Source organism: Burkholderiales bacterium, assembly GCA_036262035.1.
Taxonomy (GTDB): domain Bacteria; phylum Pseudomonadota; class Gammaproteobacteria; order Burkholderiales; family SG8-41; genus JAQGMV01.
Genome location: DATAJS010000031.1, coordinates 318,074 through 340,810 on the forward strand (window position 1 = coordinate 318,074; position 22,737 = coordinate 340,810).

Annotated in this window: 25 protein-coding genes; 11 read left to right on the top strand and 14 right to left on the bottom strand. The window is 64.8% G+C overall.

The genetic code is table 11. The features are described 5' to 3' along the window. Window positions 1-47 precede the first annotated feature (47 nt). From rpsT to VHP37_31460, 6 genes are all read left to right on the top strand, one after another. On the top strand, window positions 48-311 hold the full coding sequence (rpsT, locus tag VHP37_31435; GenBank protein HEX2830890.1) for a 30S ribosomal protein S20: 264 nt from the start codon (window positions 48-50) through the stop codon (window positions 309-311). A 139-nt stretch (window positions 312-450) separates the two neighbouring features. After that, window positions 451-1,665, top strand: a complete 1,215-nt coding sequence (locus VHP37_31440) for an aspartate aminotransferase family protein (protein ID HEX2830891.1) — start codon at window positions 451-453, stop codon at window positions 1,663-1,665. Window positions 1,666-1,681: 16 nt separating this feature from the next. Further along, entirely contained in the window at window positions 1,682-2,602 is a 921-nt protein-coding gene (argF, locus tag VHP37_31445; GenBank protein HEX2830892.1) for an ornithine carbamoyltransferase, read from the top strand. 117 nt (window positions 2,603-2,719) lie between these two features. Continuing rightward, entirely contained in the window at window positions 2,720-3,943 is a 1,224-nt protein-coding gene (locus VHP37_31450) for an argininosuccinate synthase (GenBank protein ID HEX2830893.1), read from the top strand. 160 nt (window positions 3,944-4,103) lie between these two features. Further along, window positions 4,104-4,682 (top strand): MFS transporter, encoded by a 579-nt coding sequence (locus tag VHP37_31455; protein HEX2830894.1) that lies wholly within the window; start codon window positions 4,104-4,106, stop codon window positions 4,680-4,682. 52 nt (window positions 4,683-4,734) lie between these two features. Then, window positions 4,735-5,226, top strand: a complete 492-nt coding sequence (locus tag VHP37_31460) for a YajQ family cyclic di-GMP-binding protein (GenBank protein ID HEX2830895.1) — start codon at window positions 4,735-4,737, stop codon at window positions 5,224-5,226. Here VHP37_31460 and VHP37_31465 read toward each other — a convergent pair. Further along, window positions 5,216-5,926 (bottom strand): type 1 glutamine amidotransferase, encoded by a 711-nt coding sequence (locus tag VHP37_31465; protein ID HEX2830896.1) that lies wholly within the window; start codon window positions 5,924-5,926, stop codon window positions 5,216-5,218. The two genes, VHP37_31460 and VHP37_31465, sit on opposite strands and share 11 nt — an antisense overlap. Between VHP37_31465 and VHP37_31470 the strand changes: the two genes are divergently transcribed. Further along, complete coding sequence (locus VHP37_31470; GenBank protein ID HEX2830897.1) at window positions 5,910-6,593, top strand: TIGR02281 family clan AA aspartic protease; 684 nt, start codon at window positions 5,910-5,912, stop codon at window positions 6,591-6,593. The genes VHP37_31465 and VHP37_31470 overlap by 17 nt on opposite strands. Here VHP37_31470 and VHP37_31475 read toward each other — a convergent pair. The 6 genes from VHP37_31475 to VHP37_31500 are packed head-to-tail and all read right to left on the bottom strand — an operon-like array spanning window position 6,590 to window position 11,865. After that, on the bottom strand, window positions 6,590-6,847 hold the full coding sequence (locus tag VHP37_31475; protein HEX2830898.1) for a hypothetical protein: 258 nt from the start codon (window positions 6,845-6,847) through the stop codon (window positions 6,590-6,592). The genes VHP37_31470 and VHP37_31475 overlap by 4 nt on opposite strands. Window positions 6,848-6,903: 56 nt before the next feature. Then, window positions 6,904-8,160: a GTP cyclohydrolase II gene (gene ribA, locus VHP37_31480; GenBank protein ID HEX2830899.1), complete on the bottom strand. Its 1,257-nt coding sequence runs from the start codon at window positions 8,158-8,160 to the stop codon at window positions 6,904-6,906. An 11-nt stretch (window positions 8,161-8,171) separates the two neighbouring features. Then, the gene (gene folE, locus VHP37_31485; protein ID HEX2830900.1) at window positions 8,172-8,813 is read right to left on the bottom strand and encodes a GTP cyclohydrolase I FolE; all 642 of its coding nucleotides are present in this window, start codon (window positions 8,811-8,813) and stop codon (window positions 8,172-8,174) included. 33 nt (window positions 8,814-8,846) lie between these two features. Continuing rightward, the gene (gene dxs, locus VHP37_31490) at window positions 8,847-10,691 is read right to left on the bottom strand and encodes a 1-deoxy-D-xylulose-5-phosphate synthase (protein HEX2830901.1); all 1,845 of its coding nucleotides are present in this window, start codon (window positions 10,689-10,691) and stop codon (window positions 8,847-8,849) included. A 38-nt stretch (window positions 10,692-10,729) separates the two neighbouring features. Then, window positions 10,730-11,626: a farnesyl diphosphate synthase gene (locus VHP37_31495; protein HEX2830902.1), complete on the bottom strand. Its 897-nt coding sequence runs from the start codon at window positions 11,624-11,626 to the stop codon at window positions 10,730-10,732. Continuing rightward, window positions 11,626-11,865, bottom strand: a complete 240-nt coding sequence (locus tag VHP37_31500; GenBank protein HEX2830903.1) for an exodeoxyribonuclease VII small subunit — start codon at window positions 11,863-11,865, stop codon at window positions 11,626-11,628. Before VHP37_31500 ends, VHP37_31495 begins: the two co-directional genes overlap by 1 nt. A gap of 353 nt (window positions 11,866-12,218) precedes the next feature. Here VHP37_31500 and VHP37_31505 point away from each other — a divergent pair, with 353 nt between their 5' ends. Continuing rightward, complete coding sequence (locus VHP37_31505) at window positions 12,219-13,322, top strand: aromatic ring-hydroxylating dioxygenase subunit alpha (GenBank protein ID HEX2830904.1); 1,104 nt, start codon at window positions 12,219-12,221, stop codon at window positions 13,320-13,322. A 50-nt stretch (window positions 13,323-13,372) separates the two neighbouring features. Further along, the gene (locus tag VHP37_31510) at window positions 13,373-14,212 is read left to right on the top strand and encodes a sulfurtransferase (protein ID HEX2830905.1); all 840 of its coding nucleotides are present in this window, start codon (window positions 13,373-13,375) and stop codon (window positions 14,210-14,212) included. Here the strand turns inward: VHP37_31510 and VHP37_31515 are convergent. Together VHP37_31515 and VHP37_31520 are read right to left on the bottom strand one after the other, a co-directional pair. Next, window positions 14,181-14,375: a hypothetical protein gene (locus VHP37_31515; protein ID HEX2830906.1), complete on the bottom strand. Its 195-nt coding sequence runs from the start codon at window positions 14,373-14,375 to the stop codon at window positions 14,181-14,183. The genes VHP37_31510 and VHP37_31515 overlap by 32 nt on opposite strands. 18 nt (window positions 14,376-14,393) lie before the next feature. Then, window positions 14,394-14,663, bottom strand: coding sequence for a hypothetical protein (locus VHP37_31520; protein ID HEX2830907.1), 270 nt, complete (start codon window positions 14,661-14,663; stop codon window positions 14,394-14,396). A 212-nt stretch (window positions 14,664-14,875) separates the two neighbouring features. On the opposite strand from VHP37_31520, the gene VHP37_31525 reads away from it, so the two are divergent. Further along, a complete protein-coding gene (locus tag VHP37_31525) occupies window positions 14,876-15,271 on the top strand; it encodes a DUF2784 domain-containing protein (GenBank protein ID HEX2830908.1) in 396 nt (131 codons plus the stop codon). 28 nt (window positions 15,272-15,299) lie between these two features. Here VHP37_31525 and VHP37_31530 read toward each other — a convergent pair whose 3' ends face one another. From VHP37_31530 to clpS, 4 genes are all read right to left on the bottom strand, one after another. Next, window positions 15,300-16,592 (bottom strand): NAD(P)/FAD-dependent oxidoreductase, encoded by a 1,293-nt coding sequence (locus VHP37_31530; GenBank protein HEX2830909.1) that lies wholly within the window; start codon window positions 16,590-16,592, stop codon window positions 15,300-15,302. 9 nt (window positions 16,593-16,601) lie between these two features. Continuing rightward, the gene (locus VHP37_31535) at window positions 16,602-16,940 is read right to left on the bottom strand and encodes a cytochrome c (protein ID HEX2830910.1); all 339 of its coding nucleotides are present in this window, start codon (window positions 16,938-16,940) and stop codon (window positions 16,602-16,604) included. 104 nt (window positions 16,941-17,044) lie between these two features. Continuing rightward, window positions 17,045-19,306, bottom strand: a complete 2,262-nt coding sequence (gene clpA, locus VHP37_31540) for an ATP-dependent Clp protease ATP-binding subunit ClpA (GenBank protein ID HEX2830911.1) — start codon at window positions 19,304-19,306, stop codon at window positions 17,045-17,047. A gap of 16 nt (window positions 19,307-19,322) precedes the next feature. Then, window positions 19,323-19,631, bottom strand: a complete 309-nt coding sequence (gene clpS, locus VHP37_31545; protein ID HEX2830912.1) for an ATP-dependent Clp protease adapter ClpS — start codon at window positions 19,629-19,631, stop codon at window positions 19,323-19,325. A 239-nt stretch (window positions 19,632-19,870) separates the two neighbouring features. Here clpS and VHP37_31550 point away from each other — a divergent pair, with 239 nt between their 5' ends. Then, window positions 19,871-20,074, top strand: coding sequence for a cold-shock protein (locus tag VHP37_31550; GenBank protein HEX2830913.1), 204 nt, complete (start codon window positions 19,871-19,873; stop codon window positions 20,072-20,074). A gap of 182 nt (window positions 20,075-20,256) precedes the next feature. Here the strand turns inward: VHP37_31550 and VHP37_31555 are convergent, their stop codons facing one another. Further along, window positions 20,257-22,488, bottom strand: a complete 2,232-nt coding sequence (locus VHP37_31555; protein ID HEX2830914.1) for an NADP-dependent isocitrate dehydrogenase — start codon at window positions 22,486-22,488, stop codon at window positions 20,257-20,259. Window positions 22,489-22,737 lie beyond the last annotated feature (249 nt).

Genomic DNA, 22,737 nt, shown 5'->3' on the forward strand with positions numbered 1-22,737 from the left:
ACGCCCGTATGATACCGCCCTTTTTCCAAGCAGAATCCGGAGTTTACATGGCCAACACCGCATCAGCCAGAAAGCGCGCCCGGCAGAGCGAAACCCAGCGTCAGCACAATGCCAGCCTGCGCTCCGAGTTCCGCACGGCCGTGAAGAGGGTCAACCAGGCGATCGAAGCCGGCGATAAAACCGCCGCGCGGGACGTATACCAGCGTGCGGTCAGCACGATCGATTCGATCGCGGACAAGAACATCATTCACAAGAACAAAGCCGCGCGACACAAGAGCCGACTCTCCGCCGCCATCAAGGCGATGGCCTGACGCCGCCAGGTTGCGCCCGACTCGAACGTAAGCAAGAATAGACGGACTGACGGCGGCTTTGAGCCGCCGTCGCCGTTTTCAGGGCCCGGAAATCACGCTCGGGCCCGGTCCGCTCAAGCCGCCAACTAGAGGTCGCCTTATGTCTCACCTGATGAACACCTACGCGAGGCTCCCGGTCGCTTTCGAGCGGGGCGAGGGATCGTGGCTGTGGGATCTGCAAGGCAGACGTTACCTCGACGCGCTCGCCGGCGTCGCCGTCTGCGGCCTGGGACACGCCCACCCGCGCCTCACGCGCGCGCTGCAAAAACAGGTCGCGACGCTCATCCACACCTCCAACATCTACGAGATCGATCTCCAGTCGAAGCTCGCCGACCGCCTCGCCGCCATCTCCGGCATGGAGACGGTGTTCTTCTGCAACTCGGGGTGTGAAGCGAACGAAGCGGCGATCAAGCTCGCGCGGCTGTACGGCCACAAGAAAGGTATCGAAGCCCCCGCGATCGTCGTGATGGAGCAGTCCTTCCACGGCCGTACCATGGCGACGCTCACCGCGACCGGCAGCCGCAAGGTGCAGGCGGGGTTCGAGCCGCTGCTGTCCGGTTTCGTGCGGGCGCCGTTCGACGATCTCGAAGCGGTGCGCCGCGTCGCTGCCGGCAACCGCAGCGTCGTCGCGGTGCTCGTCGAGCTCGTCCAGGGCGAAGGCGGCGTCAACGTGTGCAGCCCCGAGTACCTGAACGGCCTGCGTGAGATCTGCGATCAGAACGAGTGGCTGCTCATGCTCGACGAAGTGCAGACCGGCACGGGTCGCACCGGGAAGTGGTTCGCGTACCAGCATTCCGGCGTGCAACCCGACGTCGTCACCCTCGCCAAAGGCCTCGGCAACGGAGTGCCCATCGGCACCTGCATGGCCGCCGGCGTGGCGGCGACGCTTTTTACGGCGGGCAAGCACGGCTCGACCTTCGGCGGCAATCCGCTCGCGTGCGCGGCCGGCCTGGAGACGCTCGCCATCATCGAGGAAGACGGTCTCATGCAGAACGCCGTCGAGATCGGCGATTACATCCGCGGCGAGCTGCGCGCCCACCTCTCCGGCATCCCCGGCGTGAAGGACGTGCGCGGCGTCGGCATGATGGTCGGCGTCGAGCTCGCATTCCCCTGCGGCGAGCTCGTCACCCGCGCGCTTGCTGCAGGGCTCTTGATCAACGTCACGAACGATACCGTCGTGCGCCTGCTGCCGCCGCTCATCTACACGCGCGAGGAAGCGCGCATGCTGCTCGACATGCTCGTTCCGCTCATCCAGGAATACGTGGCCGAGCAGACCGCGGCAGGCACGCCTCAGGCGGCTTCGCACGCGGCCTGATCGCCATCGACGCACCATGGCAGTCAGGCACTTTCTACAGCTCAAGGATTTCAGCCGCGAGGAGTTCCACCACCTCTTCGCGCGCACGCGCTCGATCAAGGAGCGCTTCAAGCGCTACGAGCCCTACCGTCCGCTGCACGACCGGACGCTGGCGATGGTGTTCGAAAAGCATTCGACCCGCACCCGCGTCTCGTTCGAAGCGGGCATGCACCAGCTCGGCGGCTCGGTGATCACGCTGATGACGCGCGACACCCAGCTCGGCCGCGGCGAGCCGATCGAAGACGTGGCGCGAGTCATCACGCGCATGGTCGACATCGTGATGATCCGCACCTTCGAGCAGGCGATCATCGAGCAGTTCGCGAAGCATTCGCGCGTGCCGGTGATCAACGGGCTCACGAACGAATATCACCCGTGCCAGATCATGGGCGACATCTACACGTTCATCGAGCACCGCGGCGACATCCGCGGCAAGACGGTGGCGTGGATCGGCGACTCCAACAACGTCTGCAACACCTGGCTGCAGGCCGCCGAGCTCTTCGATTTCAACGTGCACGTGTCCACCCCGCCGGGCTACGAAGTCGAGCCCGAGCGCGCGGGACTCTACGGCACCGACCACTACGAAGAATTCGCCGATCCTATGGAGGCGGTGAAGGGCGTCGACCTCATCACCACCGACGTCTGGACGAGCATGGGTTTCGAAGCCGAGAACGCGCAGAGAAAGCGCGCCTTCGAAGACTGGCAGGTCGACGGCGACATGATGCGCGCGGCGAAGAAGGACGCGCTCTTCATGCACTGCCTTCCCGCGCACCGCGGCGAGGAAGTCGCTGCCGACGTCATCGACGGTCCCAACAGCGTGGTCTGGGACGAGGCGGAGAACCGGCTGCACACGCAGAAAGCGCTGATGGAGTTCCTGCTCCTCGGCAAGGTCGACTCATGAGGCTCCTCACGCAGCGACGACGACGTCGCATCTGACGCCCCTTCGTATTCCGCGGCCGGGCGGGCGCGGCAGCGCCGCGCGTCCGATGCATACCTCATTCACATCAAGAGAAGCGCCATGAGCGAAATCAAGAAAGTCGTGCTCGCCTATTCGGGCGGGCTGGATACCTCGGTCATCCTGAAATGGCTGCAGGACGTCTACGAGTGCGAGGTCGTCACTTTCACCGCCGATATCGGCCAGGGCGAGGAAGTCGAGCCCGCGCGCGCCAAGGCGCAGGCCGCGGGCGTGAAGCAGATCTTCATCGACGACCTGCGCGAAGAGTTCGTGCGCGATTTCGTGTTCCCGATGTTCCGTGCGAACACCCTCTACGAAGGCGAGTACCTGCTCGGCACCTCGATCGCGCGCCCGCTCATCGCCAAGCGCCTCATCGACATCGCGCGCGAGACCGGCGCCGACGCCATCTCGCACGGCGCGACCGGCAAGGGCAACGATCAGGTCCGCTTCGAGCTCGGTGCGTACGCGCTCATGCCGAACGTCAAGATCATCGCGCCGTGGCGCGAATGGGACCTGCTCTCGCGCGAGAAGCTCCTCGACTACGCCGAGAAGCACGGCATCCCGGTCGACTACAAGAAAAAGGCCGGACAGGCGCCGTATTCCATGGACGCCAACCTGCTGCACATCTCGTACGAAGGCGGCATCCTCGAGGACCCGAACTTCGAGCCCGAGGACTCGATGTGGCGCATCACGGTCTCGCCCGAGAAAGCGCCGGACAAGCCCGAGCACGTCGAGCTCCAGTACCAGCGCGGCGACATCGTCGCGGTGAACGGCAAGCCGATGAGTCCGGCCGAAGTGCTGACCGAGCTCAACCGCCTCGGCGGCGCGCACGGTATCGGCCGTCTCGACCTCGTCGAGAACCGCTACGTCGGCATGAAGTCGCGCGGCTGCTACGAAACACCCGGCGGGACGATCATGCTGAAGGCGCATCGCGCCATGGAGTCGATCACGGTCGACCGCGAAGTGCTAGCGCTCAAGGACGATCTCATGCCGCGCTACGCGCGCATGATCTACAACGGCTACTGGTTCAGCCCGGAGCGTCAGCTTCTCCAGAAGCTGATCGACGAATCGCAGAACACCGTCAACGGCGTCGTGCGCCTCAAGCTCTACAAGGGCACCGTGATGACGGTCGGGCGTTCGTCGGAGACCGATTCGCTGTTCGACCCCGCGATCTCGACGTTCGAGGACGATAAAGGCGCTTACGACCAGGCCGACGCCGCGGGCTTCATCCGCCTGAACGCACTGCGGATGCGGATCGCCGCGAACCAGAAAAACCGCCGCGCGTAAAGCACGATTCGCGAAGGGCGCGCGCCGGGGCAAGCAAATTGCTGCGGTCGGCGCGAGCCTTTTTTTCGTGCCGGAGCGGCGGAATTCTTGCGGTTTGCTCCCGCGGCGGATACCTTCGATTATGTCGCCGTCCTCGGGGCGATTCGGCGTCAGGTGAGAGATGACTACCATAGCGGTCGTAAGAAAAAACGGCTACGCCGCGATCGCCGCGGATACGATGACCAAGTGGGGCTCGGGTAAGGAAACCGCGAGCTACATCGTCAATCACGGCAAGATTTTCCGCGTCGGCAACACTTACCTCGGCGTCACCGGCAACGCCACTTTCCAGACCATCCTGCGGGACTACTTCGCGCGGCCTCGCGTCTACGCGCGCTTCGACAGCCCGCTGGAGATCTTCAAGACGTGGCAGAAGCTGCACACGGTGCTCAAGCAGGACTACTTCCTCGTTCCCGGGCACGGCGAAGACGACGCGATCGAATCGTCGCGTATGGACGTGCTCATCATGAATGCGTCCGGCATATTCGGTATCGCCGCCCACCGCACCGTGCAGGAGTTCGCGAAGTTCTACGCGTTCGGGAGCGGCGGCGATATCGCGCTCGGCGTGATGTACGCGACCTACGACGATTCCAAGCGCTCGGCCGAACAGATCGCGCGGCATGCGATCGAAGGCGCCGCCGAGTTCGACGACAGCACCGGCGCGCCCGTCACGTGCTATGCGCTAAAATTGCGCAAGAGCTGATCATCACCGCGTCGCGCGAGCGGCGCTCCACGAAATACAGGGGAGACACGCGATGCCTTCGTTCGACATCGTCTCCGAAGTGAATCAGGTCGAGGTGCACAATGCGCTCGACCAGACAAACAAGGAAATCACCAACCGCTTCGACTTCAAGGGCTCGGACGCGCGCGTCGAGCTCAGCGAGAAGGAGAAGGTCCTCACCGTCTACGCCGACGACGACTTCAAGCTCGGCCAGGTGCTGGACGTGCTGACGGGCAAGCTCGCCAAGCGCGGCGTCGACGTGCGCTGCCTGAAGACCGGCGAGATCGACAAGGTCAGCGGCAACAAGGTCAAGCAGACCGTCGCCGTGCGCGAGGGTGTCGAACAGGACCTCGCGAAGAAGATCGTCAAGCTCATCAAGGACAGCAAGCTCAAGGTCCAGGCGAGCATCCAGGGCGACGCGGTGCGGGTGTCGGGCGCGAAGAAGGACCTGCTGCAGGAAGCGATCGCGCTCGTGAGGAAGTCGATCACCGACTTCCCGCTGCAGTTCAAGAACTTCAGGGATTGACCTCGAGACCGCTGACCCAGCGGTCGTAAACCTTGTGCGCTGCTCGATGCAAAGCGTCGACGCGCGCGGCGATGTCGACGCGCATCTGTTCCGGCGTCTGCACCGCCGGGCTGAGCGGCAGCGCCTCCTCGATCTCGCGCGCGCCGGTCTCGCACCACGTCTCGATGAGATCTTCGGTCATCTCGACGTGGCATTGCATGCCGATCGAGTTGCCGACCACGAACCCCTGGTTCGCGCAGTGCGCGCTTCCCCAGATGCGCTCGGCCGCAGGGGGGATCGAGAACGTCTCCCCGTGCCAGTGATACGACAGGAACGGCTTCGCGGGCCCCCACTCGCGCGCCTCGGCCGTGGCCGCGACCTGCACTTCGCCCCAGCCGATCTCTTTCACCGCATTGCGCGTAACGCGGCCGCCGAGCGCTTTCGACAGCAGCTGCCCGCCGAGGCAATGACCGATCACCGGCACGTCGTTCGCCACGCTCGCGCGCGCGAGCTCGAGCACCGGCGGAATCCAAGGCAGGTCGTCGTTGACGCTCATCGGTCCGCCCATCATCGCCAGCCCTGAGAACCCACCGAAAGCGGGCAGGACTTCACCTTCATCGAGCTTCACGAGCCGCCAGGACAGGCCGCGCCCGTCGAGGTACGTGGCAAAATAGCCCGGACCTTCGGTGCGGGCGAAGCGCAGGATGACGATCGGTTTCATGGCGACGGGTAAACCGGCAAGGCTTTCGAGTTTAGCCGCACTGCTGCTGCTCTTTCAGCTTGCCGCGGACGCCGCCGACATCGCCGTCACCGCGCTCTTCAACGGCAAGGCCGTGATCGTCGTCGACAACGGCAAACCGCGCACGCTCTCGGTCGGCGACACGACGCCCGACGGCGTGAAGCTCGTGAGCGCGAGCAGCGAATCCGCGGTCGTCGAATATGCCGGCAAGCGGCAGACGCTGCGCCTCGGCGAGGGCACGCGCCTGGGCGCCGGGGCGAGCGCTTCGGCGGGCGGTTCCGGCCAGGTGACGCTGACCGTCGGCGCCGGCGGACACTTCTGGGCGAACGGCGCGATCAACGGTGTCGCGATCCGCTTCCTCGTCGACACCGGCGCGACTTCGGTCGCGCTCTCCAGCGAGGCCGCAAAACGCATGGGCTTGAATTACACCGCGGGTACACGCGTGGGCGTGCGCACCGCGAACGCCGTGACCAGCGGCCATCGTATCGCGCTCGACAGCGTCCGGGTCGGCGACATCACGCTCACCAATGTCGAGGCGCTGGTCCTCGAAGGCCGCTACCCAGAAGAGGCGCTGCTCGGCATGAGCTTTCTGGGCCGCACGCAGATGAAGCGCGAGGGCGACACCCTTACCTTGGTCCGTCGATACTAGGACGCCACGCTCTTCGTGACCTCGAGCTCCGGGTCGTTCTTGAAGACGCCGCGGATGTTCGTGACGGCGAGGAAGATCTGCAGCACGATCAGCGCGTAGGCATCCTGGCTCCAGCCCCACACGCTCCACAGGACGTTCGACAGCAGGAACACCCAGAAGCCGAACGTGCGCTTGCGCCGCGAGCGCGCGCCGACGAGCCACGCCGCGGCGATGGTCACCACCATCGCCGGCCACTGCAGGAGATCGATATCCATTCGGATTGAGCGTTCGGGACCCGGGATTGAGCCCGGGGCAAGACCCGTGCCGCCGCCTAGGACTCGGGTTTGTCCGAATCCGGCGCGTCGCCGACCATCGACAGCAGATGGCCGAACTTCCTGCGCTTGGTCTGGAGGTAAGCCCTGTTGGCGCTGCGCGGCGGCGCTTCGACCGGCACGCGCTCGACGACCGACAGGCCGTAGTTCTCCAGCGCCTGTACCTTGTCCGGGTTGTTGGTCATGAGCCGGACCTGCCTCACGCCAAGATCGAAAAGGATGTGCGCGCCGGCGCTGTAGTCGCGCATGTCGGCGGCGAAACCGAGCGCGTGATTGGCTTCGACGGTGTCGTGCCCTTCGTCCTGCAGCGCGTAAGCCCGGATCTTGTTGAGTAAACCGATGCCCCGGCCCTCGTCGAACATGTAGACGAGGACACCCGTCCCGACCTGCTCGATCATCGTCATCGCCGCGTCGAGCTGCTCGCCGCAGTCGCAGCGCTCGGAGCCGAATACGTCGCCGGTAAGACACTGCGAGTGCAGCCGCACCAACGTCGGCTCCCCCGAGCGGATCTCGCCCTTGACCAGCGCGACGTACAGCGTGCGCTCGAAGCTGTCGGCATACACGATGAGCTTGAACGGGCCTGCCTTGCTCGTCGGCAGCGTGGTCTCGGCGCGACGGCGGATCGCCCGCTCGTTCTGCCGGTACGCGACGAGATCGCCGATCCTGAGGATCCTGATGCCGTGCCGCTCGGCGAAGCGCTCGAGCTCGGGCATGCGCGCCATCGTGCCGTCGTCGTTCATGATTTCGCAGATCACGCCGGCAGGCTTGAGGCCGGCCAAGCGCGCGAGATCGACCGCGGCCTCGGTGTGCCCGGGCCGCGTGAGCACGCCGCCGTCGAGGGCGCGCAGCGTCTGCAGCCTTCCGGGCCGTATCAGATCCGCCGGGCGTGCGTTGTCGGCGATCGCCACCTGTATCGTACGGGCGCGGTCCTGCGCCGACATGCCCGACGCCACGCCTTCGCGCGCGTCGATCGGCGTCGCGAACGCGGTCTGGAACTTGGTCGTGTTGACCCGATCGTCGGTGATCAGCGAGAGGTCGAGCTGGCGCATGCGCTCTTCGGTGAGCGCGAGTGAGACCAGCCCCCGGCCGTGCGTGGCCATGAAGCTGATCGCCTCGGGCGTCGCCTTGTCCGCGGCGACGAAGAGATCGCCCTCGTTCTCGCGGTCGGCGCTGTCGACCAGGATCACCATGCGCCCGCGGCGCACGTCGGGCAGCACCTGCTCGACCACGTATTCGCTCGTCCTGGGCGTGCTCATAGGCGGTGCGGTCAAGCCTGCGGCGAGTTTCGCGAGATGAGGCGCATGAACTCGGCGCGCGTCTTCTCGGTGTTGAACTCGCCGGTGAACGCCGACGTGGTCGCGATCGAATGCTGCTTCTGGATGCCGCGCATGATCATGCACATGTGCTGCGCCTCGATGACGACCGCCACGCCCAGCGGCTTCAGCGTCTCCTCGATGCAGTTGCGCACGTCGACCGTGAGACGCTCCTGCACCTGCAGGCGCCGCGCGAAAGCGTCCACCACGCGCGGGATCTTGGACAATCCGACGATGTAGCCGTTGGGGATGTACGCGACGTGGGCCTTGCCGAAGAAAGGCAGCATGTGGTGCTCGCACAGCGAGTACACCTCGATGTCGCGAACGATCACCATCTGCTGGTATTCCTCGCGGAACATCGCGGAGCGCAGGATCTGCGTCGGATCGAGGCCGTAGCCGTGCGTGAGGTACTGCAGCGCCTTGGCGACGCGCTCGGGCGTTTTCGCGAGGCCTTCGCGCTGCGGATCCTCCCCGAGCTCTTCGAGCAGGCCGCGCACGCGTTCCGACATGCGCTCCACCTTCGGCGCGTCGTAGCGGTCGATCTTTTCGTAGCCGTTCGTCTGGTTGTCCTGCGCCATACCGCCTGGCCGATTCATGCGCGTACCGTCTTGTGAGAGTGGATGGGCATTCTAGTCCGCGAGCCGCTCGCGGATCGCGTTCAGTATGCCTTCGGCGTTGAGGCCGCACGACGCGAGCTGGATCGAAGGGTCGCCCTGGTCGATGAAGCGGTCCGGCAATCCGAGTTGCAATACCGGGACCGTGACGCGGTGGCGCTCGAGCGCCTCGATCACCGCGCTCCCGGCCCCGCCCGCAACGACGTTCTCCTCGATGGTTACGAGCAGCTCGTGGCGCCCGGCAAGGTCGAGGACCAGCGACTCGTCGAGCGGTTTGACGTAGCGCATGTTGGCGACGGTCGCCTGAAGCTCCTCGGCCGCGGTGAGGCCGGGGTGGAGCATCGAGCCGAACGCGAGGATCGCCACCTTGCGCGCGGCATCGGGCGCCGCTTCGCGCCGGATCTCGCCCTTGCCGACGGGCACGATCTGCATCGCTTTCTGCGTCGCCACGCCGGGCCCGGTGCCGCGCGGGTAGCGCACCGCAGTCGGCGTATTCATCGTGAATGCCGTGTACAGCATCTGCCGGCATTCGTTCTCGTCAGCCGGCGTCATCACCGTCATATTGGGAAGACACCGCAGATAGGAGAGATCGAAGCTGCCGTTGTGCGTCGCGCCATCCGCGCCGACCAGCCCCGCGCGGTCGATCGCCAGCACGATGGGCAGGTTCTGGATCTGCACGTCGTGGATGAGCTGGTCGTAGGCGCGCTGAAGGAAGGTCGAGTAGATCGCGACCACCGGCTTCATGCCTTCGCACGCGAGGCCTGCCGCGAAGGTGAGCGCGTGCTGCTCGGCGATGCCGACGTCGAAATAGCGGTCGGGGAAGCGCGCGGCGAACTGCACGAGGCCCGAGCCTTCGCGCATCGCGGGCGTGATGCCGACGAGGCGCGAGTCGGCTTCCGCCATGTCGCACAGCCAGTCCCCGAAGATCTGGGTGTACGACTGCTTGCCGCCCGACTTGCCGCCGACGATGCCGTTGGTGTGATCGAACTTCGAGACGCCGTGATACAGGACCGGATCGTTTTCCGCGAGCTTGTAGCCCTGTCCCTTGCGCGTGACGACGTGCAGGAACTGCGGCCCGCGCAGGTTCCTGATGTTGTGCAGCGTCGGGATGAGCGCGTCGAGGTCGTGGCCGTCGATCGGGCCGATGTAGTTGAAGCCGAACTCCTCGAACATCGTGCCGGGGCTCATCATGCCTTTCACGTGCTCTTCGGCGCGGCGCGCGAGCTCGCCCAGCACGCGCTCGCCCAAACCCCGGGCGGTGTTGTAGACGCGGCCCGACATGAGCCGCGCCAGGTACTTGTTGAGCGCGCCCACCGGCGGCGAGATCGACATCTCGTTGTCGTTCAGGATGACGAGCAGGTCGACGTCCATGTCGCCCGCGTTGTTCAGCGCCTCGAACGCCATGCCGGCGGTCATCGCGCCGTCTCCGATCACCGCGATCGCGCGGCGGCGCTCGCCTTTGAGCTTCGAGGCGACGGCCATGCCCAGGGCGGCGCTGATCGACGTGCTGGAATGCGCCGTGCCGAAAGTGTCGTATTCGCTTTCGTCGCGCCGCGGAAATCCCGAGATGCCTTCCCACATGCGCAGCCGCTTCATCCCGGCACGCCGCCCGGTGAGCACCTTGTGCCCGTAGGTCTGGTGGCCGACGTCCCACACGATGCGGTCGTTGGGCGTGTCGAACACGTAGTGCAGGGCTATGGTGAGCTCGACGGTGCCGAGGTTCGAAGAGAGATGGCCTCCCGTCTGGCTCACCGATTCGAGCAGGAACTGGCGCAGCTCGTCGGCAAGGCGCCGCAGCTGGCTTCGTTCCAGCTGGCGCAAGTCATGGGGATAGGAAATTCCGTCCAGTAGCTCGTACATCGGCGGTAGTTTGTGCGCAGCGGCGGTCAGCCGCGTGCTTAGAATTTTCGAAGGACGATGAAGTCCGCGAGTTGTCGCAATCTCACCGCGCGCTCGCCGAAGCCTTCGAGCGCGGAAAGAGCATCGTGACGCAGCGCTTCGGCGAACTTCTTCGATTCGGTGACGCCCAGCGCGCTCACGTAAGTCGGTTTGTTGCGCTCCGCATCCTTGCCCGCGGTCTTGCCGAGGGTCGCGGTAGGCGCTTCGGCGTCGAGCACGTCGTCGACGACCTGGAACGCGAGCCCGATCAGCTTGGCGAAGCGATCGAGCTCGGCGAGCTCGCTCTCACCGAGGCCGTGGCCGCAGTGCGCGCCGAGCAGCACCGACGCGCGGATCAGCGCACCCGTCTTGTGGATGTGCATGAGCTCGAGCTCCGGCACGGACAGCTTCTTGCCCACCGAATCGAGATCGATCGCCTGGCCGCCCGCCATGCCGCGCGACCCCGCGGCGGTCGCGAGCAGCTTCACCATGTGCAGCTGGTCGACGCTGTGCTCGGCGAGGCGGTATTCGCCGAGGAGCTGCAAAGCGAGGCTTTGCAGCGCATCGCCCACCAGGAGCGCGGTCGCCTCGTCGTACTCGACGTGGACGGTGGGCTTGCCGCGGCGGAGCACGTCGTCGTCCATGCACGGCAGATCGTCGTGCACGAGCGAATACGCGTGGATCAGCTCGACCGCGGCGCCGGCGAGCGCGACGCGCTCGATGTCGGCTTCGGAGAGCTCGCCGCCGGCGAACGCGAGCAGCGGCCGCACGCGCTTACCCGAGCCGAGCACCGCATATCGCATCGCAGCGTGGAGGCGCTCCGGGACGATCTTGGCCGACGGCAGGACGGTCTCCAGCAACGTCTCGATACGAGCCTGGCGGGCAGCCGCCCAGCTCTGGAAGTCGGGCGCGTCCATTACTGTTCCGCCGCGCCGAACGTGCGCAGAACGTCGTCCTCGAGGATCCTGACCTGCTGTTGAGCGTCCTGCAGCGCGGCCTGGCAGAACTTCAGGAGCTCGGCGCCGCGCTTGTACGCCGCGAGAGACTGTTCGAGCGGCATCTGCCCGGCCTCCATACTGGCGACGATTTTCTCGAGCTCGGTGAGGGCCGATTCGAAAGTGGCCTCCTGCTCGGGGGGCTTGCCGGGGGTGGGCATTCGGGGTACCTGACGAAACCGTAAAGATTAGCGCAATCAGTGATTTGCGGTCAATCTAAAGGAGGGGCCGCGAGTGCTCTGCGACGACGCGAGCTTCGTTCGCGTGCATCGGCGCACGTAATCCGCGCGGCCTTCTCACGCGTTGTGCAATTGAACCCGGCGCGGCTGGAAAAACCGGTTGCCCGGCCCGATATGTGCCGCTTGCCCACGTGCGCTAGTCGGGCAAAATCGGTTGCCTTTTCAAGACCTTTGGGAAAAAATAGCGCCTCTTTCGCGGGGGCGCCCAGTCGTCACGCCGAGGCTGGCCACATCGGCGACGATCGCCTTCACTCCTTCACGAACGACCACTCTGCATGTCAGACCTTTCCAGCGTCGCTGCACTGGGCAGTGACTCCTCGCAATTGCCGATCGGCTGGTACTTCGATCCCGCGCTCTACGAGATCGAGAAACGCATCTTCTTCGAGCGCGGCCCGGGCTATGTCGGTCACGAGCTCATGGTGCCGAACGCGGGCGATTACCACGCGCTGGCGTGGATGGGCGATGCCAAGGCGCTGGTGCGCAACGATCATGGCGTCGAGCTCCTGTCGAACATCTGCCGCCATCGCCAGGCGGTGATGCTGCGCGGCCGGGGCGCGGTCCGCAACATCGTCTGCCCGCTGCACCGCTGGACCTACGGCCTGGACGGGCGCCTCATCGGCGCCCCGCAGTTCGAGGAGAATCCCTGCCTCGACCTCGCGAAGTCCAAGCTCACGGACTGGAACGGACTGCTGTTCGCGGGCCAGCGCCGGGTGGCGGACGATCTCGCCGCGCTGGGCGTGGCGAAAGATCTCGATTTCTCGGGCTTCGTATACGACCGCACCGAGATCGACGAATACGCGTGCAACTGGAAGACCTTCATCGAGGTTTACCTCGAGGATTATCACGTCGAGCCGTTCCACCCCGGGCTCGGCAATTTCGTCGATGTCCGCGATCTGTCCTGGGAGTTCGGCGACTGGTACAGCGTCCAGACGTGCGGGGTGAAGCGCGGACTCGGGCGTCCCGGCAGCAAGGTCTACCAGCGCTGGCACGATGAAGTCCTGCGTTACGCCGCAGGCCGCCAGCCGGCTCACGGCGCGATCTGGCTCACCTACTTTCCCAACATCATGGTCGAGTGGTATCCGCATTCCCTGGTGATCAGCACGCTGGTGCCGCGCGGTCCCGAGGCGTGCACGAACGTGGTGGAGTTCTACTATCCCGAGGACATCGCGCTCTTCGAGCGCGAGTTCGTCGAGGCGGAGCAGGCGGCCTACCGCGAGACCGCGGTGGAAGACGCGGAGATCATTGAGCGCATGACCGCGGGCCGGCGCGCATTGCTGCAACAGGGCATCGACGAGAGCGGCCCCTATCAGTCACCGCTGGAAGACGGCATGCGGCATTTCCACCAGTTCATCCGGCGCGAGCTGCAGCCTCACCTGTGAATCCGGGCGCCGCGGGCCGAACGTTTCGAAACGCGGACTGACTGGCCGATATGTTCACGACCCTCATCAGCGCCGAAGAGCTCGCGGCGAATCTCCGTAAACCCGATTGGGCGATCTTCGATTGCCGGCACGATCTGGCCGATTACGAGCATGGCCGCCGGGCCTATCGCGAGTCGCACATACCCGGCGCGGCCTTCGTGCACCTCGACGAGGATCTCTCGGGCCCCAAGACGGGCGGCAACGGGCGGCACCCGCTGCCCCACTCGCGGACGTTCGCGCTGAGGCTCGGCGCCCTCGGCGTCGGCAATACGACGCAAGTGGTCGCCTACGACGCCAGCGGCGGCTATTACGGCGCACGGCTGTGGTGGATGCTGCGCTGGCTCGGCCACACCCGCGTCGCGGTGCTGGACGGCGGCTGGCAGCGGTGGACGCAGCGCGGCTTCGAAGTCTCGACCGAGGTTCCTGTCCCCCAGCCGACCACGTTCGCGATACTGGCGCGCCCGCGCGCGGCCGTGGACGCGGCCTTCGTCGCGTCGCACCTCGATGACGCAAAGACCCTCGTCGTGGATGCTCGGAGCCCCGACCGCTTCAGGGGCGAGAACGAGACGCTCGATCCCGTCGCCGGTCACATTCCCGGCGCCGCGAACCGCTTCTTCCGGCTGAACCTGGCCGAGGATGGCTCGTTCAAGCCGCCCGAGCGTCTGCGGGGTGAGTTCGAAGCGTTACTGGGGGGACGAGAGGCTGCTGCGGTGGTGCATCAATGCGGGTCCGGTGTGACCGCCTGCCATAACCTGCTCGCGATGGAGCACGCAGGCCTGGCAGGCTCCCGGCTTTACCCCGGATCGTGGAGCGAGTGGGTCAGCGATCGCTCCCGGCCTGTGACGCGCTGACGCGCGCCAGCAGGCCGTCTTCGCCGCCGGTGACGATCGCGGCGAGGATCGCGAGCGCAAGAATCGTCAGCAGGCCCGCCGCGCAGCGGCGCAACACCGCTCGCGCGTCGACCGGATCGGGATACGCCTCTTCGAGGCGGCGTCGTTCTACGGAGCTGATCATGGCGTCGCTCTCCGGTTCTCAGAAAGTCGGGGCGTCGATCGACTGGGCGTTCGCGCTGATCGGGTAACGCTCGTGGAACGGGCGCTCGGAAGACTGCTCGACGATCTGGGTCGGCGCGGCGTTGGCGACCGACTCGAGCGCGTTGGGGGTGGTCAACAGAAGCGCCGCCGCGCCGCACGCGACGAAGACCATGGCGGTCAGCACCGCGACGAGCTCGACGGTTCCGCCGCCTGCGATCGCTACGTTCATCGTTTCGGTGGCGGCTTGCGACGTGAGTTTCGCTTTCATGATGACGTCTCCTGTGATCGAAGCGTGGTGGTTTACGGATACGACGGACGAAATCCAGGAGCGAATTGTTCACGTGCGAGCGCAGCGACGAAATACGTCGCTGCGGCTAGTTCCATGCATATAGTCCCCGGATGGCACGCTCGTTGCGGAGAGCGCGGCACTGCTCTTCACGGAGCGTGGAACCGCTCGCAGATCACGAGCGCTCGAGCACGATGTTGAAGAGCTACGCCGCCGACGCGGTGCTGTTCGTGCACTTCGCGTTCGTGCTGTTCGTCACGGGCGGCCTTGCGGCGATCTGGCTCGGCGCGATCTTTCGCTGGCAGTGGGTGCGAAAACGCACATTCCGCTGGCTGCATCTCGCGGCAATCTGCTTCGTTGCGGCGGAGGCATTGGCAGGTGTGGCGTGCCCGCTGACGTTGTGGGAGGACGCCCTTCGGGGGCGCGGCAGCGATGTCGGGTTCATCGCGCGGTGGGTACGCAGCGTGATGTTTTACGAGCTGCCGGAATGGGTATTCACGATGGCTTACGTCGGTTTTGCCGCGCTCGTCGTCGTGACTTTTTTGTTGGTCCCGATCGAGCGCCGATCACCAAAGAAAACGGGCGCCTGAGCGCCCGTGCGTCTTCGTCCGGCGCCCGTTACGCGAGACTGTCGGTCCAGATGTTCCTGGCCCAGCCCCACGCATACTGAGCTTCGAGCTCGCTCGCCTTGCCGGAGACGCCGCCGCCTTTCTGCGGCACGAGCGTCTTGTCCTTGGCATCGTAGGCGTGCACCGACGCGACGTGCATCGCGCTGTTGCCGCTCACGAAGCTGTAGCACGTGTTCATGATCACCGGGTGCGGGTCGACCGGCTGGCCTTTCAGCAGCGCGATCACCGCGGCCGCGCACAGCTTGCCGTGCTGGTTGGCCATGCTCGCGGACTTGGGCATCGCGGACGCCGAGAGCGTTGCATCGCCCAGCACGTGTATGCCTTTGACCGCGAGCGACTCGGCGGTGAGCCAGTCGACGCCGCACCAGCGCTGGTTCGCGGTGATGAGGCCGGTCTTCTGCGCGATGTCGGCCGCCCGCTGCGGCGGAACGACGTTGATGACGTCGCCTTTGACGTCGTCGAACTGCAGCTTGACCGTCATACCCTTGATGTCGACGTCGGCGATCTCGCTGTTCGGGCGGTAATCGATCATGCCTTTGTACAGCCCGTCCCACGCGGCGACGAAGAGGCCTTTCTTCGACACGATGTCCGGATTGGCGTCGAGCACGATGATCTTCGAGCGCGGCTTGGCGCGCTTGAAGTAGTCGGCGACCTGGCAGACGCGCTCGTACGGTCCGGGCGGGCAGCGATAGGGCTGAGTCGGGATCTGCAGCACGTACACCCCGCCGTCGCGCATCGCTTCGAGCTGCTTTCGGAGCAGCACCGTCTGCTCGCCGGCTTTCCACGCATGCGGGATGCGCTGTTGCGCTTCGGCGGTTCGCAACGACGGAATGCCGTCGTACATGAGCTCGACCCCGGGGGAGAGAATCAGGCGCTCGTACGAGATCGCCGCGCCGCGCGCGAGGCGCACCTGGCGCTTGCCAGGATCGATCCCGACGACTTCGTCCTGGACCACGCGCACGCCGCGCGAGCGCAGGCCGTCGTAGCCGAACGTGATCTCCTGCATCGTCGTGTTCCCGGCGAGCACGAGGTTGCTGATCGGGCACGAGATGAAGGTCGGGTTGCGCTCGACGAGCACGACGTCGATATCCGGCGCCCACATCCGGATGTACTTGGCCGCGGCTCCGCCGCCGAAGCCGCCGCCAATGACGACGACACGGGCGCCGGCGGGAACCGCGTCCGAAGCGCCGGACGACGCCCCCATCGATTCACAACCCGCCAGCGCGGCGGCGCCGGCGCCGGCGGACATCCACGAGAGAAATTCGCGTCGGGAGACTGACATCGCTCGCTCCTAATTGGCCTTGGGCGGGGTGCGCGCCGCGGCGGGCTTCAACGTCGCGATGTAGGCCGCGATGAGCTTGAGCTGCTCGTCGGTATAGCCCCTCGCCTGCTGGTGCATGATGGTGGCGGGACGCTTGCCGCTCTGGAAATCCTTCATCGTCTGAAAGAGCTCCGCCGAATCGCGCCCGGCAAGACCCGGCGGTACGCCGCCGACGCTGTTGCCGCCCGTTCCATGGCAGGTGAAGCACGCGGCGGAGAGATTGCGGCCCGCATTCGGATCCTGCGCCGCGGCAGGCGTGAAGTGCACGGCACCCGCAATCGCGAGCGCGCACGTCATGAAGGGTTTCATTGTTCTCGTCCCCGGCAAAAGTGCCGGGCCATTATAAACAAAAGCCCCGGTGGCCTTTCAGACCAACCGGGGCTTTGCTTATGCCGTTGTCTTGACCGAAAGCGTCAGGCGACGCCCGCAGGCTCCTCCGAGTCCGAGAACACGAGGTGCACCTTGTCTTCGTTGTCCACGTCGACCGTGACCTTGCCGCCGTTCGCCAGGCGCCCGAAGAGGAGCTCGTCGGCGAGAGCGCGGCGGATCGTGTCCTGGATGAGGCGAGCCATCGGACGCGCGCCCATCAGCGGATCGAAGCCGGTCTTCGCGAGATGCTCCTTGAGCGCCTGCGTGAAGGTGATCTCCACTTTCTTCTCGTGCAGCTGGTCTTCGAGCTGCATGAGGAATTTGTCGACCACGCGCAGGATGATCTCGCTGTTGAGCGCCGCGAACGAGATGATCGCGTCGAGACGGTTGCGAAACTCGGGCGTGAACATGCGCTTGATCTCGCCCATCTCGTCGCCCGACTGCTTGGTCATCGTGAAGCCCATCGACGTCTTCGAGAGCTCCGCCGCGCCCGCATTGGTCGTCATGATGATGACGACGTTGCGGAAATCGGCCTTGCGGCCGTTGTTGTCGGTGAGCGTGCCGTGGTCCATCACCTGCAGCAGGATGTTGAAGATGTCCGGGTGCGCTTTCTCGATCTCGTCGAGCAGCAGCACCGAGTACGGATGCTTGGTGATCGCCTCGGTGAGCAGACCGCCCTGGTCGAAGCCGACGTATCCCGGGGGCGCGCCGATGAGGCGGGACACCGCGTGGCGCTCCATGTACTCCGACATGTCGAAGCGGATGAGCTCGACGCCCATCGTGTAGGCCAGCTGCCGCGCGACTTCGGTCTTGCCGACGCCGGTGGGGCCGCTGAACAGGAAGGAGCCGATCGGCTTGAGGGGATTGCCGAGGCCGCTGCGCGCCATCTTGATCGACGCCGACAGCGCATCGATCGCCTTGTCCTGGCCGAACACCACGGCCTTCAGGTCGCGGTCGAGGCTCTTCAGCGCGTTGCGGTCGTCGGTCGACACGGTCTGCGCCGGGATGCGCGTGATCTTGGCGATGATCTCTTCGATCTCGTGCTTGCTGATGACGCGCTTCTGCTTGGACTTGGGCAGGATCTTCTGCGCAGCGCCCGCCTCGTCGATGACGTCGATCGCCTTGTCGGGCAGATGGCGGTCGTTGATGAAGCGCGCCGAAAGCTCGGCCGCGGCAGTCAGCGCCGACGGCTGGTACTTCACGCCGTGGTGCGACTCGAAGCGCGACTTGAGGCCTTTGAGTATCAGCACGGTCTCGGCGATCGTCGGCTCGACCACATCGACTTTCTGGAAGCGTCGCGACAGCGCGTGGTCTTTTTCGAAGACGCCGCGGTATTCCTGGTACGTCGTCGCGCCGATGCACTTCAACTGGCCGGTCGACAGTGCGGGCTTGAGCAGGTTGGACGCATCGAGCGTGCCGCCCGAAGCGGCGCCCGCCCCGATCAGGGTGTGGATCTCGTCGATGAAGAGGATCGCGTGCGGGTTGTCGACGAGCTGCTTGAGCACCGCCTTCAGGCGCTGCTCGAAATCGCCGCGGTATTTGGTGCCGGCGAGCAGCGCGCCCATGTCGAGCGAATAGACGTTGCTCTTCTTCAGGATGTCGGGCACCTCGCCTTCGACGATCCGGCGCGCCAGCCCTTCGGCGATCGCGGTCTTGCCCACGCCGGCCTCGCCGACCAGGAGCGGGTTGTTCTTGCGGCGGCGGCAGAGCGTCTGCACCACGCGCTCGAGCTCCTTGTCACGGCCGATCAGCGGATCGATCTTGCCCGACAGCGCCAGCGCGTTGAGGTTGAGCGTGTAGTTCTCGAGCGCGCCGCCGGGCTGGGCTTCGTGCTCGCTCTCGGCTTCGTTCTCGGTCTTCGCCTGCTGCGCCTGCGGCACCTTGCTGATGCCGTGAGAGATGAAGTTCACCACGTCGAGGCGGGTGACGCCTTTTTGATGCAGGAAGTAGACGGCGTGGGAGTCCTTTTCGCCGAAGATCGCGACTAGGACATTCGCTCCGGTCACTTCCTTTTTTCCCGACGACTGGACGTGCAGGATCGCCCGCTGGATCACCCGCTGGAAACCGAGCGTGGGCTGGGTGTCGACGTCGTCGCCAGCGAGGATCGGCGTGTGCTCGGTGACGAAATCGGACAGCAGCTTGCGCAGGTCGTCGATGTCCGCGGCGCACGCCCGGAGCACTTCCGAGGCGGAGGGATTGTCGAGCAACGCCAGCAGCAGATGCTCCACGGTGATGAATTCGTGGCGCTTCTGGCGTGCTTCCATGAAGGCCATGTGCAGGCTGACTTCGAGTTCCTGGGCAATCATCTGAGTCGCTTCACCTTCAATTTTCTTCCATCACACACTGTAACGGATGCTGATGCTGTTTGGCGTACGACCGCACCTGTTCGACCTTGGTTGCGGCGACGTCCTTGGGATAGATGCCGCAGACCCCCATTCCCTCCCGGTGCACCTTGAGCATGACCTGCGTGGCCCGTTCGCGGGAAAGCAGGAAGAATTTCTGCAGCACCAGAACGACGAAATCCATGGGCGTGTAGTCGTCGTTCAGCAGCATCACCTTGAACATCGAAGGTGGCTTGGTCCGGCTCTTCTTGGCCTCCAGGACCGTGTCTTCGCTGCGCCTCGTTGCCATGCTGAATCAAACGTAAAACCCAATGCTTCACGGGCTATTTTGGACGGAATCCCGGAAAGATCAAGTACATTCCCGGATACTTCCGGTGAGTATACTTGACTTCCCGTTTTAGATAGCCTAGAAAGCAATCGGGTGTTTGGCTTCAAGTTTCCGCAGGACCGGCAGGCCTTTAGCGACAGCTTGAAAATCCAGACAGGTGCGGGCGTGGGGCCCGTTTTTTTGCAGCTGAGGGAATGTGTATGGCAACTGGTACGGTGAAATGGTTCAATGACGCGAAGGGTTATGGCTTCATTACCCCGGACGACGGCAGCGAAGATCTCTTCGCGCACTTCTCCGCCATCCAGATGGGAGGCTTCAAAACCCTGAAGGAAGGCCAGAAAGTATCGTTCGAAGTCACACAAGGTCCCAAAGGTAAGCAAGCGTCGAATATCCAAGCCCTCTAAACGGTTTGGTCCGGAGCCCCACCGGCCTGCAGAAATAAAACAAGCCCACTGACCTCGCGGTCGAGTGGGCTTTACTTTGGGGGAGGAGGTGCAGGAGCCCGCCGTGGCGGGTTCCTGCTTTCGTACGGCAGCCCGGGTTCAGCTGCCAGCGTCGTCGTACGTCATTCGTCGACGACGTGCGTTCACGCCTTGACCAAAGATGCCAACGCCTGATTGAGCGTCGCGCTCGGGCGCATGGCCTTCGATGCTTTCTCCGGGTCGGGACGATAGTAGCCGCCCGCATCCGCCGGCTTGCCCTGCGCGGCGATCAGCTCCGCATTGATCTTCGCTTCGTTCTCGGTCAGCGTCTTGGCGAGCGGAGCGAATTTCGCCTGCAGCTCCTTGTCCTTGGTCTGCGCGGCCAGCGCCTGCGCCCAGTAGAGCGCAAGATAGAAGTGGCTGCCGCGATTGTCGAGCTCGCCGATCTTGCGCGCAGGCGACTTGTTGTTGTTGAGGATCTGGCCGTTCGCCTGATCGAGCGTCTCCGCGAGGACCTGCGCTTTCTGATTCTTGAACACGCGCGCGAGGTGCTCGAGCGATGCGGCGATCGCGAGGAATTCGCCGAGAGAATCCCAGCGCAGATAACCTTCCTGCTGGAACTGCTGGACGTGCTTGGGCGCGGTGCCGCCGGCGCCTGTTTCGAACATACCCCCGCCGGCCATGAGCGGAACGACCGACAGCATCTTGGCGCTCGTACCGAGCTCCATGATGGGGAAGAGGTCGGTCAGGTAATCCCGCAGTACGTTTCCGGTCACCGAGATCGTGTCCTTGCCCGCGCGGATACGCTCGAGCGAGAACAGCATCGCTTCCTGCGGCGCCAGGATGCGGATATCCAGGCCGCTGGTGTCGTGATCCTTCAGGTAGCGCTCGACCTTGGCGATGAGCTCTGCGTCGTGCGCCCGCGCCTTGTCCAGCCAGAACACCGCAGGGACGCCGGTGATGCGCGCGCGGCTCACCGCGAGCTTCACCCAGTCCTGAATGGGCGCGTCCTTGGTCTGGCAGGCGCGGAAGATATCGCCCTCTTCCACGGGCTGTTCGATCAGAACCTTCCCGGACGCGTCGACGATGCGGATCGCGCCGTTGCCCGGCGCCTCGAAGGTCTTGTCGTGGGAGCCGTATTCCTCCGCCGCCTGCGCCATGAGGCCAACGTTCGGCACGCTGCCCATGGTCTTGGGATCGAAGGCGCCGTTCTTCCTGCAGTCGTCGATGACCGCCTGATAGATACGGGCGTAGGAACGATCGGGGATGGCGGCCTTGGTATCGTTGAGCTTGCCGTCCGGGCCCCACATCTTGCCCGACTCGCGGATCATCGCCGGCATGGAGGCATCGATGATCACGTCGCTCGGGACGTGGAAGTTGGTGATTCCCTTGTCGGAGTTCACCATCGCGAGCTTGGGTCCGGCCTGGTAGGCCGCTTCCAGATCTTTTTCGATCGCAGCTTTGGTATCGGCCGGCAGCGAGGCGAGCTTCCCGTACAGGTCGCCGATGCCGTTGCGAGGATTGAAACCGATCTGCTTGAGCGTGGCGGCGTGCTTCTCCAGAACGTCTTTGTAGTAGATCGACACCGCGTGGCCGAAGATGATCGGATCGGAGATCTTCATCATCGTGGTCTTCACGTGGAGCGAGAAGAGCAGCCCCTGCTTCTTGGCGTCCTCGATCTGCTGCTCGAAGAATGCGCGTAGCTTGTTACGGCTCATGGCCGCTGCGTCGATCACTTCTCCGGCCTTCAGCGCGATCTTGTCCTTGAGCACCGTGGTCTTTCCATCGGCACCCTGGAACTCGATCCGGACGCTGCACGCGTCGCCGACCGTCACCGCTTTCTCGCTGCCGTAGAAATCGCCGCTGGAGAGGTGGGCGACGTGCGTCCTGGAATCCTTGCTGAACGCACCCATGCGATGCGGGTGGTTCCTCGCATAGTTCTTGACCGAAGCGGGTGCGCGGCGATCGGAGTTGCCTTCGCGCAACACCGGGTTGACGGCGCTGCCCAGCACCTTGCCGTAACGCGCCTTGATCTGCTTCTCGACGTCGTTCTTCGGCTCGTCCGGGTAGTCGGGCACTTTGTAGCCCTTGGACTGGAGCTCCTTGATCGCGCCTTTGAGCTGAGGCACCGAGGCGCTGATGTTGGGAAGCTTGATGATGTTCGCTTCGGGGCTTTCGGTCAGCTTGCCGAGCGCGGTCAGCTCGTCGGGGATGCGTTGGCCCGGCTCGAGGTTCTCCGGGAAATTCGCGATGATCCGGCCGGTGAGCGAAATGTCGCGCAGCTCCACCTCGATCCCCGCGGTCGCCGTGAACGCCTGGACGATGGGGAGAAGGGAGTACGTTGCCAGCGCCGGCGCTTCGTCTACCTCGGTGAAAATGATCTTCGGGCTCGTCATGTCTTGCCTCTTCTCCTTCGATATGCCGAAATTGGGCTAAAGTGCGGCGGCGCGACCCTGGATACTCCGCAAGCTCCTGCCGCGCCCAGTCCCTGATCCGTTCGAAAGGGCGAGCCGGGTGGGGGCTTCAAGGAAGTTGCGGCGCTCGCGGAAAGCGCCGGACCAGTGGCTCGCGGTCGGCTCCGTTCAGTAACGGGCAGCCCGCGAAAAACGAAAATTATAGCGCGTGACGCCGTCCCGATCATCCGC

What these genes read in the sequence shown, in the direction of transcription:
- VHP37_31550 (HEX2830913.1), top strand. Translation starts at nt 19,871, where the DNA reads ATGGCAACTGGTACGGTGAAATGGTTCAATGACGCGAAGGGTTATGGC.
- dxs (HEX2830901.1), bottom strand. Translation starts at nt 10,691, where the DNA reads ATGTACGAGCTACTGGACGGAATTTCCTATCCCCATGACTTGCGCCAG.
- VHP37_31505 (HEX2830904.1), top strand. Translation starts at nt 12,219, where the DNA reads ATGTCAGACCTTTCCAGCGTCGCTGCACTGGGCAGTGACTCCTCGCAA.
- VHP37_31500 (HEX2830903.1), bottom strand. Translation starts at nt 11,865, where the DNA reads ATGCCCACCCCCGGCAAGCCCCCCGAGCAGGAGGCCACTTTCGAATCG.
- VHP37_31460 (HEX2830895.1), top strand. Translation starts at nt 4,735, where the DNA reads ATGCCTTCGTTCGACATCGTCTCCGAAGTGAATCAGGTCGAGGTGCAC.
- VHP37_31475 (HEX2830898.1), bottom strand. Translation starts at nt 6,847, where the DNA reads ATGGATATCGATCTCCTGCAGTGGCCGGCGATGGTGGTGACCATCGCC.
- VHP37_31525 (HEX2830908.1), top strand. Translation starts at nt 14,876, where the DNA reads ATGTTGAAGAGCTACGCCGCCGACGCGGTGCTGTTCGTGCACTTCGCG.
- VHP37_31530 (HEX2830909.1), bottom strand. Translation starts at nt 16,592, where the DNA reads ATGTCAGTCTCCCGACGCGAATTTCTCTCGTGGATGTCCGCCGGCGCC.
- VHP37_31470 (HEX2830897.1), top strand. Translation starts at nt 5,910, where the DNA reads ATGACGATCGGTTTCATGGCGACGGGTAAACCGGCAAGGCTTTCGAGT.
- rpsT (HEX2830890.1), top strand. Translation starts at nt 48, where the DNA reads ATGGCCAACACCGCATCAGCCAGAAAGCGCGCCCGGCAGAGCGAAACC.
- VHP37_31520 (HEX2830907.1), bottom strand. Translation starts at nt 14,663, where the DNA reads ATGAAAGCGAAACTCACGTCGCAAGCCGCCACCGAAACGATGAACGTA.
- VHP37_31440 (HEX2830891.1), top strand. Translation starts at nt 451, where the DNA reads ATGTCTCACCTGATGAACACCTACGCGAGGCTCCCGGTCGCTTTCGAG.
- VHP37_31450 (HEX2830893.1), top strand. Translation starts at nt 2,720, where the DNA reads ATGAGCGAAATCAAGAAAGTCGTGCTCGCCTATTCGGGCGGGCTGGAT.
- VHP37_31535 (HEX2830910.1), bottom strand. Translation starts at nt 16,940, where the DNA reads ATGAAACCCTTCATGACGTGCGCGCTCGCGATTGCGGGTGCCGTGCAC.
- clpA (HEX2830911.1), bottom strand. Translation starts at nt 19,306, where the DNA reads ATGATTGCCCAGGAACTCGAAGTCAGCCTGCACATGGCCTTCATGGAA.
- VHP37_31515 (HEX2830906.1), bottom strand. Translation starts at nt 14,375, where the DNA reads ATGATCAGCTCCGTAGAACGACGCCGCCTCGAAGAGGCGTATCCCGAT.
- VHP37_31510 (HEX2830905.1), top strand. Translation starts at nt 13,373, where the DNA reads ATGTTCACGACCCTCATCAGCGCCGAAGAGCTCGCGGCGAATCTCCGT.
- VHP37_31555 (HEX2830914.1), bottom strand. Translation starts at nt 22,488, where the DNA reads ATGACGAGCCCGAAGATCATTTTCACCGAGGTAGACGAAGCGCCGGCG.
- VHP37_31455 (HEX2830894.1), top strand. Translation starts at nt 4,104, where the DNA reads ATGACTACCATAGCGGTCGTAAGAAAAAACGGCTACGCCGCGATCGCC.
- argF (HEX2830892.1), top strand. Translation starts at nt 1,682, where the DNA reads ATGGCAGTCAGGCACTTTCTACAGCTCAAGGATTTCAGCCGCGAGGAG.
- VHP37_31465 (HEX2830896.1), bottom strand. Translation starts at nt 5,926, where the DNA reads ATGAAACCGATCGTCATCCTGCGCTTCGCCCGCACCGAAGGTCCGGGC.
- folE (HEX2830900.1), bottom strand. Translation starts at nt 8,813, where the DNA reads ATGAATCGGCCAGGCGGTATGGCGCAGGACAACCAGACGAACGGCTAC.
- VHP37_31495 (HEX2830902.1), bottom strand. Translation starts at nt 11,626, where the DNA reads ATGGACGCGCCCGACTTCCAGAGCTGGGCGGCTGCCCGCCAGGCTCGT.
- clpS (HEX2830912.1), bottom strand. Translation starts at nt 19,631, where the DNA reads ATGGCAACGAGGCGCAGCGAAGACACGGTCCTGGAGGCCAAGAAGAGC.
- ribA (HEX2830899.1), bottom strand. Translation starts at nt 8,160, where the DNA reads ATGAGCACGCCCAGGACGAGCGAATACGTGGTCGAGCAGGTGCTGCCC.